Here is a 14,748-nt window from a genome sequence, read left to right on the forward strand (position 1 = left end):
CCGCATGACCGGCCCCGCCGACTTCGACCGGCAGGTTCTCGACGCGGTGGAGAACCTGGTGCCGCTCTGGTTCTCGGCAGTGGAGGAGGTCACCCCGCGCCTGTCCCCGAGACAGATCCTGGCGCTGCGCGCGGTGCGCGGGCGGCCCGAGCTGAACCTGACCGGCCTGGCGGAGCGGCTCGGTGTCGGTCTGCCCACGGCCAGCCGGCTCTGTGACCGCCTCGAAGCGGCCGATCTGCTCCAGCGGTGCGTCCGGCTCGACGACCGGCGCGAGGTGCGCCTGGTGGTGACCGAACGCGGACACCGGTTCCTCGCGGACGTCACCGCACATCTGTCGGCGCGGCTCGGGGACGCCCTGGCGGCGCTGTCACCGGTGGAACGCGCTCGCGTGGAGCAGGTGTTGCGGGCCCTGGGGGGAAGCGTCAGTTGAGCAGTGCCGTGACGCGCCCCGCGGCACTGTGCACATGGCAGAGCAGCAGGCAGACGTCGTCCTCGTGCTCCTCGTCCAGCAAGGGGGCGAGCAACTGGTCGGCCGACTCCTGGAGGTCCTCGTCCAGTGTCGTGGACGGGAGCCCGCCGAGCGCCGTGGCCAGCTGCTCGATGCCCGGGTCGATGCCCAGGGCACGACGCTCCACCAGCCCGTCCGTGTAGAGCGCCAGTGTCGAGCCGGGCGGCAGTGGCTCGGTGTGGTCGGCGATCTCCTGGTGCAGGGGGATGCCGAGCATCGCACCGGGCTTGGCGTCCAGGATCCGCACACCCCCGTCGGGCGAGCGCAGCACCGGCGGCGGATGGCCGGCGGCGGCCCAGGTGAGCGTGGGTTCGTGCGGATGGAACCGGGCGATGACGGCCGTGGCGTACAGGTCGGGCTGGAGATGGTGCAGGAACAGATGGAGATGGGTGAGGAGCTGACCGGGGGTCTTGCCGTCGACCGCGTACGCGCGCAGCGCGGTCCGCAGCTGGCTCATCATCACGGCCGCGTGCAGACCGTGTCCGGTGACGTCACCGATCACGGTGATCAGGCTGCCGTCGGGCTGTCGGAAGGCGTCGTACCAGTCGCCGCCGATGTTCAGGCCCCGCGTGGCCGGCAGGTAGCGCGCGGCCAGCCGCAGCCCGGGCGTGGTGGGCAGCTCGGTGAGCAGGGCCCGTTGCAGGGTCTCGGCGATGTCGCGGTTGTGCTCGAAACGCCGGGCGTTCTCCAGCGCTACCCCCGCCCGCCGGGCCAGCTCGATCAGCATGAAGGCGTCGTCGGCGTCCCACCGTTCGTCGTCGGGCGGTGACAGCGTCAGCACGCCCAGGGGCGCGCCCCGGGTCATCAGGGGCACGCACAGCAGCGGCCGGGTGGGGTCGAGCGCGGAGGGCGGCTGGTCGTCGACCCCGGGCAGCTCGCCCGGATGGTCGGCGGCGTACTGGGGCGTCCGCGGCGCGCCGCGACGACGGCGGCGGCCGGACGCGGGCCGCCACCGGCCACCTCGCCCTCCCCGTCGAACAGCCAGACGTCGGCGCTGCGGGCGTACCGGGGCACGAGCAGGGACGGCAGCAGCCGTACGATCGCGTCGGGGTTGAGGGACGCGGTCAGCGCGGCGCTGGCGTCGGCGAGGAGGGTGAGCCGGCCGCGCGCGTTCTCGGCCTCTCTGCGGGCCTTCTGCTCGGCGGCGAACAGTTCGCGCTGCGTGCGCCCGGCCGCGTCCAGCTCGGCGTGCAGGGCGAGGACGCCCTGGTTGGTCTGGTGCAGCTCCTCGCGGTGGAACGCGACCAGCGCCTCCTGCTCGTCGAGTTTCTCCAGCAGCAGCGCCGCGTCCTCGTCCGCACCGAACAGGGCCTCCGCGAGCGTCGTCGGATCACCGGACACGTGCTCGCTGTCCTGCGGCCGCGCCTCCTCCGAGCAGGCGACCGTCAGCCGCCAGGGCTGCCGGTACTCGCCCGGCCGCCGGTTCGCCGACGTCACCTCGACCAGGAACCGGCAACCGCCGGGCCGCGTCGTGGCGGCCCGCGCGGTCAGCAGCCACGCGCCGCCCTTGGTCAGGCACTGCCGCAGCTGCGCCGAGAGCATGGACACCAGCCGCGCCCGGTCGGTCGGCGACACACCGTGCGCGGTGGCCAGCCGCGCGGTGGCGATACGCGCCCGGGCGGCGTCGGTGACGGAACGGACAGTCCAGGTACGGGTCATGGCAGGTGGTCCGGCGGGGAGGGGCTCAGTACGGCGACGGTGGTGTCGTCGCGCACCGGCCGGGCGGGGCTGCTCGCGTCGCGCACGATCACGGCGGCGATCACAGCGGGGTCGAGGGAGGGGCTGTGGGCGGCGGGGCCCGGGCTCCATCGGCTGGGCAGACCGTCGCTGTGCAGGACGAGCAGACGGTCGGGCCCCCAGGCCACCTCGTGCTGCGGCAGATGGGCGGCCCGGTGGGCGCCGACTATGCCGGGCCGGGACAGCAACGGCTGCCAGTCCGCGCCGGTGCGCAGCCGCGCCCCGATGTTGCCGACCCCGGCGAACAGCAAGCGGCTTGCGGCGAGGTCGAGTTGTGCGACGGCGACGGCCGCGCCCCGGGTGTCGCGCAGCGCGCCCTCCAGCTTCCGCAGCAGCTGGGCGGGGGGCAGCTCGGGCGCGCGGTACAGCTGTTCCACGGCCGCCGAGGAGGCCCGGGCCGCCGCCACGCCGTGGCCCAGCCCGTCGGCCAGCATCAGCGTGGTCAGGTCGCCCGTCCGGACCCAGGCCCAGGTGTCGCCGGAGAACTCCGCGCCGGCGAAGGGGACGTTGACACCGCCTGCCCGCACGGCCGGGGCGGGGGAGGCCTGACCGGTCCGGCGACCCGGCCGGGTGCCGAGCCGGGCCAGGGCGATGGTGCCCCGGCCGACCGTGCTGTGCAGGTCGAAGTCGTCGGCGACGCGGCGGCAGGTGCCGAGGCCCGCGCCGAGGGACGACGTCGTCGAGAAGCCGTCGCGCAGCGCGCCCGCGACGTCGCGCACGCCCGGCCCGTGGTCGATCGCCACGATCTGCACCATGGGGGCCGCGCCGTCCGACCGGTCCGGGTCGGGGCGGGACACGACCTCCAGCAGTATCAGCCCGCCTCCGGCGTGCTTGAGCAGATTGGTCGCCAGCTCGGTGGCCACCAGCGCACAGCCCGCGGTGCGGGCCGCGTCCAGCCCGGCCCGAGCCGCGGCCGCCTCGGCGGCCACCCGGGCGTCGCGCACCCGGGTGGAGTCGTGCACCGGAACCTCCCAGACGCGTGGCATCACCGCTCCTCGCGTGGGCGCGGCGCACCGGCCAGCCAGGACGTGACCGTCACCGTGGTGCCCGAGCCGGCCCGGCTGTCGATCGCGAACTCGTGGACCAGTCGCCGGGCGCCGCCCAGCCCCATCCCCAGCCCCTCGCCGGAGGTGTAGCCGTCGAGGAGCGCCTGGTCGAGGTCGGCGATGCCGGGCCCCTCGTCGCTGAACGTCAGCCGCAGTCCTCGCGCGCCGCCCCGGTCCACGGGAGCGCACTCCATCTGGCCTCCGCCACCGTGGACCAGGGTGTTGCGGGCCAGCTCGCTGGCCGCGGTGACCAGTTTGGTCTGGTCGACCAGCCCGAAGCCGAGCTGGGCGGCAGCCTGACGCACATGCTGACGTACCCACACCAGATCGAGATCCGAGTGGATCGGCAGGCAGGCGGAGATGCCGCCGGCGGTCTGCATCACGGACTCTCCTGGCGTGCGTGGCCTCGGCGGGGGAAGGTCGGGTCCGGTTCGCCGAGGAGGCGCAGCGCGTCCTCGGTGCTGAGCGCGGTGCGCAGCCCCGGCAGGGTCAGACCCAGCTCCACCAGGGTGATCGCCACGGCCGGACGCATGCCGGCCACGACCGTCCCGGCGGCGAGCAGACTCGTCTGGGCGGCGATGTCGCCGAGCACCCTGCCGAGGAAGGAGTCGACCATCTCCACACCGGAGAGGTCGATCACCACACCCGTGGCACCGCTGCGCGCGACCGTGTCGCTGATGTCCTGCTGGAGCTGCTCCGCCGCGCCGTCGTGCAGATCGCCCTGGAGCGACACCAGGAGCACATTGCCGAGCTTGAGCACGGGGACGGGCGCCCCGTACGAGGACGGTCCGCCGTACGCGGCGAAGAGATCGCCGCTCACCTGTGCCCCGAACCGGCGGCGTCCCGGGAGACGATGTCCGTGCCCTGCTGCCGGAGCGCGTAGGCCAGGGCGTCCGCCAGGCTCGTGCGGGTCAGCACCGAGCTGAGGTCGATGCCCAGGTGGACGATGGTCTGCGCGATCGGTGGCCGGATGCCGGAGACGATGCACTCGGCCCCCATCAGCCGCGCCGCCGCCACGGTCTTCATCAGGTGCTGGGCCACCAGCGAGTCCACGGTCGGCACGCCGGTGATGTCCAGGATGGCGAACCGGGCGTGCTGCTCGACGATGGAGTCGAGGAGCCGCTCCATCACCACCTGGCTGCGCGCGCTGTCCAGCGTGCCGATCAGGGGGACGGCGACGATGCCCTCCCACAGCTTGATCACCGGTGTGGCGACCTCCATCAGCTGCAGCCGCTGCCGGTGGATGAGCTCCTCGCCCTCACTGAGCGCCGTCTCCAGCACCACCAGGCGCAGGGTGCCCATCAGCACCGTCAGGGTGGTGGTGCACTCCCGCAGATGGACCGGCGGCGCCGCGGCGAGCTCGGCCAGCAGCAGATCGGTCACGGGCGGCCGGAGCGCGTCCACCTCGGCGGAGATCTGGGTGACCGTGGAGCCCGCCCGCGCCCGGGAGGCGGCCGTCCGCGCCAGCTGCTCACGGACGACCTGGAAGCCCCCGGCCTCCGCGTCCTCCACGCTGTCCGAGGCGGCCACGGCGGCGAGCGCGTCCACCACGGCCCGGCCCGCCTCCACCGCCTCGTCCCGGGAGTGGGTGAAGACGGTGCGGAACAGCGCGGCGTCGGCCCAGCGCTGGGCGATCTGCTCCTGGCGGTCGCGCAGGAACCGCGCCACTTCCTGCGTCGGTGTCAACTGCTGGTCTGCCGTGTCCTGTTCCGGCACGGGTCTCTCCTCACATGCTGGGGCGCCTCCCCGCTCCGGGGAACGACTGCTGGGTTGATTCATCGGTGTGACCGCTCGGCATCCCCTCGGCCGAACCAGTCGAGACAGACCACGAGCGCGTCGTCGTCCGCCACGGGTGTGCCGCGGTGACCGGAGACCTCCCTGAGTACCGCGCCGGGGACGTCGGCGGCGGGCAGCAGCCGGGTGGCGTTGATCGCCCGGGCCAGCGCCCGCTCCCCGTACGTCTCCCCGCCGGGCGTGGCGACGGCGTGCACCCCGTCGCTGACGAAGACCAGCCGGTCACCCGGTTCGAGCAGCAACTCCTGGGCGCGGTAGTCGGTTTCCTCGAACATGCCCAGCGGCAGCTGGGCCTCCAGGGCGACGGCGCTGACGCTCCGGTCGCGCAGCAGCAGCATCCGGGGCGAACCCGCGTCGACGATCTCCAGGTGTCCGGTGGCCAGGTCCAGGTCGAGCAGGAGCACCGACAGGTGCTGGGCCCCGCCGTACTGGGCGTGGACGGCCTGGTCGGCGAGGGCCGCCTGGTCGGCGATGGGGACGCCGGCCCGGCGGGCGTTGCGCAGCGCGTTGATCCCCAGCTGGGTCAGCAGCGATGCCTCGATGCCCTCGCCCATGCCGTTGGTGATGTACAGCATCAGGTGGTCGGCGTCGGCGGACCAGTCGTAGTTGTCGCCGAAGATGGCGTAGGCGGGCTCCAGTTGGCCGCCGAGCGCGTACTCGTCCCGGGTGGAGGAGCGGCCCGGCAGCAGCTGCCACTGCATCTCCGCCGCCAGGGTCAGCCGGCTGGAGCGGCGCGCCCGGAGGTACACATCGGTGTCCCGCTCCGCGACGACCAGCTCGTGCCCCAGCACCTCGGCGAGCTCGGTCAGTTCGGCGAGGCATTCCTCGGCGTGCGCGGCGGACGGCAGCGTCAGCCGCAGCACGCCCAGCCGGTCACCGCGCACGGTGACCGGCAGATGGAGCCGCACCCGGTCGTCAGCGCGTTTCTCCACGTACGGCTCCTGCGCCCCGAACACCCGGCCGGCCGGGCCGTCGTGCATGGGCAGGGAGTCCGGTCGGTCCGGGCGCGTGGACGCCGGCCGGAGCGCGGTGAGCGAGTAGTCGGCCAGGTAGAGCTCGACGTCCCGGGCCGACCAGTCGTCGCCCAGTACGTCACGGAGAGCGTCCACCAGGTGGTGCGGAGCAGCGGAGCGAAGGGCACGTTCGGCTGCCACGAATCTGTTCACGATGTCGGATACGCCATTCTTGCCAGAGCTGACAGTGTTCGAGATGCCTGGAAGAGTGGGCCTGTGACTTCCTCCTCCAACCCGCGGCCGGACGAGGTGGCGCGTGTGACCTCCGAGGCGGCAGAGCTGCTGGAGGTCGTGTGGGGACGCGCCTCGACGGCACCGGTGTCCGCGTCCCAGCTCCGTGTGCTGTTCATCCTGGAGCACAACGACGGGATCAATCTGCGGATGCTCGCCGACGCCCTCGGTTCCACGCCACCGTCCACCAGCCGGCTGTGCGACCGGCTGGAGGCGGTGGGCTTCGTCGAGCGCCATGCCAGTACGGCCAGCAGGCGCGAGCTGTGTCTGCGGCTGAGCCGGCGCGGACGGTCGTACCTCGTGGACCTGCGCACCCGCCGCGAACGCGCCCTGCGGTCCGTGCTGGAGCAGATGCCGGCCGCGAAACGGACCGCGCTGGTGGAGGGGCTGGAGGCGTTCTGCGACGCCGCGGCGGGCCAGATCCACGAGGGCGACGCCACCGACGCGCGGAGCGCCTGACCGCCGCCGACCGGGTTCCGGTTCGACAGCCTCATTCCAACCCTTCCCACGCTTTCGGCCCCCGGCTCACTCTGTTGCCTTCCGGCCATAGTTGTCAAACGACAACCATTGGCCATGGGTACGTGTCGCCGCGTCGGCGGTGATGCCAAGCGGCGCCGCCCGTCGGCGCGTTGACGGACGACGGCTATTCCTGCGCCGGCGGCTCGTCCGGAAGCGGGGCGACCTGCCCGGAGTCCACGGCGGCCAGTGCCTCGTCCACGCTGTCCACCGTGGTCACGGTGAGGCTGACGCCGGTGAGGTCGAGTATCCGTCGCACGGCCGGAGCCGGGGCGATCACATACACACCGCCCGGGATCCGCCGCACCTCCTGATACGTCCTCAGGATGATGTTCATACCGGACGAGTCCATGAAGGGAACGGCCGACACGTCCAGCAGAAAATGCCGTCGGCCGTGCCGCAGTTGGTTCGCCAGATGATGCTGCAGCTCGGTCGCCGTGTCGATGTCCAGTTCCCCTTCGATCGTGAGCAGCACGGCGTCGTCCCGGGGCAGATCGACCCTGATCGACAGGGGGTTGTGGGCAACGGACACGAAAGCCTCCAAGGGGTTACCGACCGGGGCGGGTGCCCCGATTCACGGATTCGACGCATCGCCCGGCGATGCGCCCGTGCGCATACCCGCGAATCGTGCGGGCACACGGGCCCCGATCAGGCGACTCCGGGTTCCAGCATGCCCGCGCGCAGCCGCTTGATGATGCGGCTGATCAGCCGGGACACATGCATCTGGGACACCCCCAGTTCCTCGGCGATCTGCGACTGGGTCTGTTCCTCCACGAACCGCAGATGCAGGATCCGCCGCTCACGGTCGTCGAGTTCGGCGATCAGCGGCGCGAGCGAGTGGAAGTCCTCCACGAGTCGCAGCGACGGGTCCTCCTCGCCGATGAGGTCTCCCAGCACCGTGTCGCCGTCCTCGCCGCCGTCGGAGGTGAGCGCCGCGTCGAGCGAGGAGGTGTTGTAGCCGTTGGACGCCTTGCGCGCCTCGATGACCTCCTCCTCGGACAGCGACATCAGCTCCGACAGCTCGCGCGTCGTCGGCATCCGGCCCAGCCGGGACTGCAACTCGTCCGTCGCGCGGGCCAGCTCCACCCGCGCCTCCTGCAACCGCCGAGGGACATGCACCGCCCAGCTGGTGTCCCGGAAGAACCGCTTGATCTCGCCGACGATGTACGGCACGGCGAACGTGGTGAACTCCACCTCCCGGGACAGCTCGAACCGGTCGATGGCCTTGATGAGCCCGATGGTCCCGACCTGGACGATGTCCTCGAGGGAGTCCTCACGACCGCGGAAGCGCGAGGCCGCGTACCGCACCAGTGAGAGGTTCATCTCGATGAGCGTGTTGCGTACGTATTGATAGGTATGGGTGCCTTCTTCCAGCATGGCCAGCCGGTCGAAGAACTGGCGGGACATCTCCCGCGCGTCCTTGGGCCTCACCTGCGACGGGTCCTCGATGAGGGGCAGGTCCACCCCCTCCGCCATGACCCTCCCCTGTGCCGTGGCCGTTGTGCGTGCCGTCACGGCTGCCATGCTGTCCACCCCTCTCGCCCGAAGCCTTGTTGCCATCCCACGCTTGCCCCGCGATCCGCGACTCAGTCCCCCTCCGTCGCGAAAGGGACCGTGTCGTTCCCCACTCTGGCCGGAAGTCGCCGCCCCGGCCGAGTGACGTGGATCACCGGTCCTGGCGATCCGTCACCAGGAATGTGCGCACCGTTGTTTGCCCCCCGAGTCGCGGGGCAAGCGGAGTTCCACGCCTCCGTACGGGAGGCACGCCGGCGGAAGCGGTGTTCCGCGTACGGGCCTCGACCGCCCGCCGCCGTTTCCCGCCGCAAGTCCCTGAAAGCGTCGTTCAGGAGCGATTTCCCATGCTGGTCAATGTGTCCGCAAACGGCTCAGGCACCTCCGTCCGTCCCGGCACCCCCGACAGGAGGACGCACGACGACGCCCCCGACACCGCCTCCGACTTCGCCCGGCTCGCGGCGATGGATGCGGGACCCGAACGCGACCAGGTCCGGGACGAACTCGTCCGGGCCTGGCTGCCCATGGCGCACCGCATAGCCGGCCGCTTCCGCAACCGCGGGGAGTCGCTGGAGGACCTGCGCCAGGTCGCCGCGATGGGCCTGGTCAAGGCGGTGGACCGCTACGAGCCCGATCGGGGGGCGTTCGAGAGCTACGCCGTGCCCACCATCACCGGAGAGATCAAGAGGCACTTCCGCGACCGGATGTGGACGCTTCGCGTCCCCCGGCGGGTGCAGGACCTCCGCAACAAGGTGCGTGTGGCGCGGCGCGAACTCAGCCAGACCTCCTCAGGAGCCGCCGAGCCGTCCGTCGCCGACATCGCCGCCCTCGCGGGGCTCACGGAGGAAGAGGTCCACGCCGGGATGGAGGCGCTCGACAGCTTCAGCGCGCTCTCGCTCGACGCCGAGATGGCCTCCGGCGACGACGGCTACAGCCTCGCCGACACCCTCGGTTCCCCGGACACGGCGTACGACACCGTCGTGGACCGCGAGTCGGTCAAGGAAGGACTGCGCCGGCTGCCCGAACGCGAGCGGGCCATCCTCTACATGCGCTTCTTCGAGGACATGACCCAGAACCGCATCGCCGACCGCCTCGGCATCTCCCAGATGCACGTCTCCCGCCTCATCAGCCGCAGCTGCGCGCGCGTCCGCGACGAGGCCCTCGGCCGCACCACGCCCTCCGCCTGACAACCCCCTGGAGAGAAACAGATGCTGATGCCCCATCCCGCGACCCTGCGCCGGCTCGTCGAGGAGTACGAGTCGCTCGTCGCCCACGAGGGCGAGCGAGGCGATCCGCAGAGCGCTCGCCGCGCGCAGGACGTGGCGTACACGTTGTGCGTGTCCACGGGCACCCGCGACGTCCGCCGGGCCCTGGCAGCGGCACGTGCACAGCTCGCCGCGGCGCAGGCGACCGCGACCGCCGAGCTGTGCGGGAACGGGACGACACTCCCGGGAGATCTCGGCGGTCATGGTCCGGGTGGGAGCGGGTATGCGGCGCTGCATGAACAGTGATGGACCCAGCTGTCCCGAGTCGTCGACCCCATACCTGCCATGACATCGATGGAACGCCACCCGCTCGCTCACCACGACCTCGCTCCCGTGGAACGGCCCTCCGCCCGGTCGCCGGGGCCGCCGACCGCGATCACCACCGCCGCGGCGGCCCGCCGTCACGTGCGGGAGTTCGTGGGGGAGCGGTGGCGTTCCCCGACCGGACCGCCGACCGAGCAGTCGATGATCGATCTCATTCTCGTCGTGTCAGAACTGGTCACCAACGCGGTCCGGCACGGCGGCGGCATCGCCGGGTTCGACGTCGCCCTGACCCCTGAGGGCGTGTGGCTCAGCGTGCGCGACCACAGCACCGCCGTGCCCGTGGGGCTCCACGGGCCCGGCGTGCTGCCCCGCGCCCACGAGGGCAACGGCTACGGATGGCCGCTGATCAACCGGCTCTCCAGCGAGGTCGACGTCCAGCGCCGCGCGTCCGGCGGCAAGACCATCAGCGTGCTGGTGCCGCTGACCTGAGGCCTTCCGGAACCTTCACCAGGGCCTTAACCAGGGCCTTCACCAGGGCAGGAAGACGTGGACGTCCTTGCCGTGGTCGTGCACCACCACGCTCACCTCGTCGCACAGTGTCTGGATCAGATACCAGCCGATACCGCCGCCGCCCTTGCTGGGGCTGAAGGGGCGCGGCGCGGGCGACGTCGTGCTCGTGTCCCCCAGCGTCACATGCACACCGTCCAGGGTGCGCCGCATCGTCAGCTCGAACCGGCCCGGGGCGTACTGCACGGCGTTGGCGGCCAGTTCCGTGACCACCAGCAGGATGTCGTCCCAGTGCTCGACAGCGGCCGGCGGCGAGGTGCGCGAGAGGACACCCAGGAACCCCTCCGCGGCCGTACGCGCCCCCGTCACGTCGCCGAGTTCTCCGTCGAAGGCGGCGTGGCTGTCGTAAATCTCCTCGGCAGGCAGTTTGTCGTCCCTACGTGGTTCTGTTGACATCTCGTCGTCCCCGGATCGGCTGCTTGAGGCGGACGCGATGGCGCGATCCCCTCCGACGCTCGTGTTTCCCGTGCGGAGAGCTGCTACGCGTGCGAAAGCGTAGGGATGTGTGGGGTCTTGGGAAAGACCGTGGCCCTCCGGAGCCCCCGGGGAGCGTCGGCGCTCTACCGGTCACGCGCCTCACCGTCCTCAGCGGGCATCCGGAAGACCAGCAGGGCGACGTCGTCGTCGTTGTCGACGGGACGGGCGCGCTCCAGCAGCAGGTCGCAGAAGACATGGAGGGGCCGGTGGACGAGGGCCGCCGCGTGCTGGCGCAGCCGGGCGAGGCCCCGGTCGAGGGTGTGCCCCGGGGACTCGATCAGACCGTCCGTGTACAGCACCAGCGTGGACCTCGGCGGGAGCGGAGTGAGCGTGTCGGTGCGAGCCCGGGTCAGGCCCGTGCCGAGCAGATGGTCGTGTTCCTCGTCCAGGAACCGGGACCTGCCGTCGTGCGTGATCAGCAGCGGCGGCGGATGCCCCGCGTTGGTCCACCGCAGGGCCCAGGCGTCGTCGCTGCGCTCGACGCGGCCGAAGATCAGCGTCGCCATGGACGCCTCGGTCACGTTCACCACGGCCTGGTCCAGCCGCTCCACGATCGCGCTCGGCGGCTCCTTCAGCGCCCAGGCGTAGGCCCGGAGCATGTTGCGCACCTGCGCCATCCCGGCCGCCGCGTCGATGTTGTGTCCGACGACGTCCCCGACGGCCACCGCCGTGGACCCGTCGGCCAGCGAGAAGGCGTCGTACCAGTCGCCGCCGACCTGGGAGGACTTCGACGCCGACTCGTAACGCGCCGCCATTCGCAGCCCCGGCACCTCCGGCATCTGGGGCAGCAGATGGCGCTGCATGGTCTCCGCGATGTGCCGCTGCCGCTGGTACAGGCGCGCGTTCTCCAGCGCCAGCCCGGCCCGGCGGGCGATGTCGTCCAACAGCGACAGCTCCGCCTCGGTGAAGGCCCCCGGCCGCTCGCTCAGGCCCAGCGTGAGAGCGCCGAGCACCGCGCGCGGTCCCCGGATGGGCGCGATGGCCGCCGAGCGCAGCCCCGTCTCCTCGAACAGTTTCTGCTGGGCGACCGTGATCCCCGAGTCCGCCGGCCCTTGGTAGGTCTCCGGGCCGACCAGGGTCGAGGCCGCCCCGCGCAGGGCCCGGGACAGCGGCATGAGGGACTCCTCGTGCACCGGCGGGAGCGGCCCCTCCAACTCCTCGCGCCGCACCACCACGCCGTCACGGTGGGTCACCACCATGGTCCGCCAGACGTCGTCGCTCTCGGTGATCAGGTCCACGACGGCCCAGTCCGCCAGCCGTGGCACCACCAGCCGCACCAGGCGGGCGACCGTCTCCTCGGCGTCCAGGGTGGAACTCAGCCGGGTGGTCGTCTCGGCGAGCAGCGCCAGCCGGTCCAACTGCGACAGCGCCGGCGACGCGCCGTCCGCGACGACACCGCTCTCCGGGGCGCACTCGTGGAAGAGGACCAGCGCGCCGGTCGCGGTCCCGTCGAGCCTGCACGGGGTCACCAGCCAGGTCACCGGCAGCAGCGTGCCGTCGCCGCGCAGGAACCACTCCAGGTCCCCACCGCCCGTACGGCCACTGAGGAACGCGTGCATCATCGAGCACGCCGCCCGCGGAATCGTCTGCCCGAGCCGGTCCCGGTGCAGCAGTTCGTGGGCGTCCCGCCCGACGAGTCCGTCGGCCGGGCGGCGGAGCAACTCCGCCGCCCTTGGGTTCACCGCGACGACGAGTCCGTTGTCGTCCACCACGTACATACCGGCGTGCACGAGATCGGGCACCCCGTTCGGTGAGCGCACCACCGGACCCGGCGACCGCCGTTCGGTGTGATCCGGACTCCACGCGCTCATGCTCGGGTTCCTCCGACTCCGGTCGCGGACGGGACGGTCGTAGACGTCGACGGTCGGTACCGCCGCATGTGCTGCACGCATTACCCCGTCCCCGACGACCTACGCGCACCAGGTCCCGGACCGCAGGTGGGAGCGGGTTGTCGGACCCCGGGCACCGCCGCGCGCCACGCACGGACGGCGACGCCCCGGACACGGTCGGCACATCGCGCGCCCGGTCGGCCCGGGGCCCGCGGAGCGGACGGATCCGCCGGGGTCAGGCCTGGGTGTGCCGTACGCAGGCGGCGACGACCTCGCGCAGGCTCCCCGTCCGAGCCATCACCTCGCGCTGCACCCGGGCCCCGTTGCCGCGCCCCGTCAGCGCGGCGACGGCGTCCCGGGCCAGGTCGGCGTCCCCGTGGTCGACGAGGGCCCCCTCGACGTGGTGGAGCAGTGAGCGGATCACGTCGAGGGCCGGCCGGGGCCGCATCGTGACGGGGTCCAGGAGGTTCTCCGACATCCCGGAGCGGGCGGCCCGCCAGGTGGCCAGCCGCAGCAGTCCCGCACTGTGGCCGAGCGGCTCCACACCGGCCCGCCACTCCCGGGCCGCGGTCTCCACGAGCCCCCGGGCGAGGGCCGCGACGAGGACCGCGGTGTCGGGGTGCAGACAGACGTCCGCGACCCGGATCTCGACGGTCGGATACCGCTGGGACAGCCGTGCGTCGAAGTAGACCATGCCCTGGTCGCGCACGACTCCCGTGGCGATCAGATCCGTGACGCACTGGTGGTACCGCTCGGCCGAGCCGAAGACGTCCGTCGGCCCGGCCATCGGCCACATGTCCCACACCTGGCTGCGGTAGCTGGCGTACCGGCTGTCGTAGCCCTGCCAGAAGGGAGAGTTCGCGCTCAGCGCCGTCAGCACGGACAGCCAGGGCCGCATCCGGTCCAGGACGGCCACGCCCTCGTCGTCGGACTCGACGGACACATGGACGTGGCAGCCGCAGACCAGTTGCACCTGCGTGTGCAGGCCGAACTCCCGCGCCATCCACCGGTACCGGCTGTTCATGGTGATCGTCGGACTCACCGGCAGCGGCGACGTCGCCAGCGCCACGACCGCGCTGCCGAGCCCCTCGGCATGACGGGCCGCGTCCTTGCGGCAGCGGACGATCTCGGCCCCCAGATCGGTCATCGAGGACTGCGGGTGGGTGGCGAACTCCACCTGCTCGTCGTGCAGCTCCTTCTCGAACACATCCTGGTCCGTGCCCTCCAGCGCGGCTCGCGCGAGCACCGCCGCGGCCCGCGCCTGCGGCTCGCCGGTCTGCGGATCGACCAGGAGGAGTTCCTCTTCCACTCCGACGGTACGCACGTCATCCGGCCCTTCTGCGCTAGGTGGTGAGAGCCGTGTGCCCCCGGACGAGGCCGGGACACCTCAACGGACGGCGTGCGAACCGGTTCCGTGTACGCGGCGGCGGCCCGGGTACCCGTGCGGCGTCCCGGGAGCCGCGCCGGGCGGGCGCGGATTCGCCGTCCGCGACACGGAGGAGAACGTGAACAGCACCACCGAGACGGGCCACGTGACCGGTACCGCGGACAAGGACTACAACCTGATCCGGTACGTCGAGGCCTGCCTCGACAACGCGCTGCGCCTCGAGTCGTACATCCAGGACGCGGAGCGGGAGAAGGACACCGAGGTGGTCGAACTGTTCCGCAAGGCACAGGCCGACAGCCGCAAGGGCGCCGACCTCGGCAAGGAACTCCTGCGCCGGCGTCCGAGCGGCTGACGGCGCTCCCGGGCCGCGCGCGGTCCGGGTGAACATCGCACGCTCCGTTCCCGGCACAGCGCCATTGTGGGCACGGTCCGGGTTGTCACGCGAACCGGAGGGCGGGCACGGCGGGCCCCGGCGCGACCGGAGACGACCAGGGCGAAGGCCCCACAGAGACGAGAACGACAAAGGCAAGGAGGTCATGTCCTCCTTGCCTGTCTCAACGTATAGCGCACCGGGGGGCTTGCGGCAAGACCCTCCCCCTGCC

Annotated in this window: 16 protein-coding genes and 1 pseudogene; 6 read left to right on the plus strand and 11 right to left on the minus strand. The window is 72.1% G+C overall.

Going from position 1 to position 14,748, the window contains the following annotated elements; all coding sequences use genetic code 11:
• Positions 1-4 precede the first annotated feature (4 nt).
• Positions 5-430, plus strand: coding sequence for a MarR family winged helix-turn-helix transcriptional regulator (locus K1J60_RS43250; protein WP_220651004.1), 426 nt, complete (start codon positions 5-7; stop codon positions 428-430).
• On the opposite strand, the pseudogene K1J60_RS43255 reads toward K1J60_RS43250, so the two are convergent.
• From K1J60_RS43255 to K1J60_RS43280, 6 genes and pseudogenes are all read right to left on the minus strand, one after another.
• A pseudogene (locus K1J60_RS43255) lies at positions 423-2,167 on the minus strand (PP2C family protein-serine/threonine phosphatase). The gene K1J60_RS43250 and the pseudogene K1J60_RS43255 overlap by 8 nt on opposite strands.
• Positions 2,164-3,231: a SpoIIE family protein phosphatase gene (locus K1J60_RS43260; RefSeq protein ID WP_220651005.1), complete on the minus strand. Its 1,068-nt coding sequence runs from the start codon at positions 3,229-3,231 to the stop codon at positions 2,164-2,166. The pseudogene K1J60_RS43255 and the gene K1J60_RS43260 overlap by 4 nt, the downstream one beginning before the upstream one ends.
• Positions 3,231-3,671, minus strand: a complete 441-nt coding sequence (locus K1J60_RS43265; protein ID WP_033526136.1) for an anti-sigma regulatory factor — start codon at positions 3,669-3,671, stop codon at positions 3,231-3,233. The genes K1J60_RS43260 and K1J60_RS43265 overlap by 1 nt, the downstream gene beginning before the upstream one ends.
• On the minus strand, positions 3,671-4,111 hold the full coding sequence (locus K1J60_RS43270) for an STAS domain-containing protein (RefSeq protein WP_033526135.1): 441 nt from the start codon (positions 4,109-4,111) through the stop codon (positions 3,671-3,673). Before K1J60_RS43270 ends, K1J60_RS43265 begins: the two co-directional genes overlap by 1 nt.
• On the minus strand, positions 4,108-5,007 hold the full coding sequence (locus tag K1J60_RS43275; protein ID WP_220651006.1) for an STAS domain-containing protein: 900 nt from the start codon (positions 5,005-5,007) through the stop codon (positions 4,108-4,110). The genes K1J60_RS43270 and K1J60_RS43275 overlap by 4 nt, the downstream gene beginning before the upstream one ends.
• Positions 5,008-5,066: 59 nt before the next feature.
• Positions 5,067-6,251 (minus strand): PP2C family protein-serine/threonine phosphatase, encoded by a 1,185-nt coding sequence (locus tag K1J60_RS43280; protein WP_220651007.1) that lies wholly within the window; start codon positions 6,249-6,251, stop codon positions 5,067-5,069.
• A 105-nt stretch (positions 6,252-6,356) separates the two neighbouring features.
• Between K1J60_RS43280 and K1J60_RS43285 the strand changes: the two genes are divergently transcribed.
• Positions 6,357-6,788 (plus strand): MarR family winged helix-turn-helix transcriptional regulator, encoded by a 432-nt coding sequence (locus tag K1J60_RS43285; protein ID WP_220651008.1) that lies wholly within the window; start codon positions 6,357-6,359, stop codon positions 6,786-6,788.
• Between the two features lie 184 nt (positions 6,789-6,972).
• On the opposite strand, the gene K1J60_RS43290 is transcribed toward K1J60_RS43285, so the two are convergent.
• Both K1J60_RS43290 and K1J60_RS43295 read right to left on the minus strand, forming a co-directional pair.
• On the minus strand, positions 6,973-7,377 hold the full coding sequence (locus tag K1J60_RS43290; protein WP_033526132.1) for an STAS domain-containing protein: 405 nt from the start codon (positions 7,375-7,377) through the stop codon (positions 6,973-6,975).
• 116 nt (positions 7,378-7,493) lie between these two features.
• A complete protein-coding gene (locus tag K1J60_RS43295; protein ID WP_220651973.1) occupies positions 7,494-8,321 on the minus strand; it encodes an RNA polymerase sigma factor SigF in 828 nt (275 codons plus the stop codon).
• Between the two features lie 383 nt (positions 8,322-8,704).
• Here K1J60_RS43295 and K1J60_RS43300 point away from each other — a divergent pair, with 383 nt between their 5' ends.
• The 3 genes from K1J60_RS43300 to K1J60_RS43310 are packed head-to-tail and all read left to right on the plus strand — an operon-like array spanning position 8,705 to position 10,375.
• A complete protein-coding gene (locus tag K1J60_RS43300) occupies positions 8,705-9,544 on the plus strand; it encodes a SigB/SigF/SigG family RNA polymerase sigma factor (protein ID WP_220651009.1) in 840 nt (279 codons plus the stop codon).
• A 21-nt stretch (positions 9,545-9,565) separates the two neighbouring features.
• On the plus strand, positions 9,566-9,868 hold the full coding sequence (locus K1J60_RS43305; RefSeq protein ID WP_220651010.1) for a DUF5133 domain-containing protein: 303 nt from the start codon (positions 9,566-9,568) through the stop codon (positions 9,866-9,868).
• Between the two features lie 39 nt (positions 9,869-9,907).
• On the plus strand, positions 9,908-10,375 hold the full coding sequence (locus tag K1J60_RS43310; protein WP_220651011.1) for an ATP-binding protein: 468 nt from the start codon (positions 9,908-9,910) through the stop codon (positions 10,373-10,375).
• A 39-nt stretch (positions 10,376-10,414) separates the two neighbouring features.
• Here K1J60_RS43310 and K1J60_RS43315 read toward each other — a convergent pair whose 3' ends face one another.
• The 3 genes from K1J60_RS43315 to K1J60_RS43325 form a co-directional block, all read right to left on the minus strand.
• Complete coding sequence (locus K1J60_RS43315; protein ID WP_033526127.1) at positions 10,415-10,849, minus strand: ATP-binding protein; 435 nt, start codon at positions 10,847-10,849, stop codon at positions 10,415-10,417.
• 164 nt (positions 10,850-11,013) lie between these two features.
• Entirely contained in the window at positions 11,014-12,741 is a 1,728-nt protein-coding gene (locus K1J60_RS43320) for a SpoIIE family protein phosphatase (protein WP_220651012.1), read from the minus strand.
• Positions 12,742-12,994: 253 nt separating this feature from the next.
• Positions 12,995-14,083, minus strand: a complete 1,089-nt coding sequence (locus tag K1J60_RS43325; protein ID WP_220651013.1) for a glutamate--cysteine ligase 2 — start codon at positions 14,081-14,083, stop codon at positions 12,995-12,997.
• A gap of 181 nt (positions 14,084-14,264) precedes the next feature.
• On the opposite strand from K1J60_RS43325, the gene K1J60_RS43330 reads away from it, so the two are divergent.
• Entirely contained in the window at positions 14,265-14,498 is a 234-nt protein-coding gene (locus K1J60_RS43330; RefSeq protein WP_220651014.1) for a hypothetical protein, read from the plus strand.
• Positions 14,499-14,748: the final 250 nt, after the last annotated feature.

This window comes from Streptomyces akebiae, from assembly GCF_019599145.1.
Classification (GTDB): domain Bacteria; phylum Actinomycetota; class Actinomycetes; order Streptomycetales; family Streptomycetaceae; genus Streptomyces; species Streptomyces akebiae.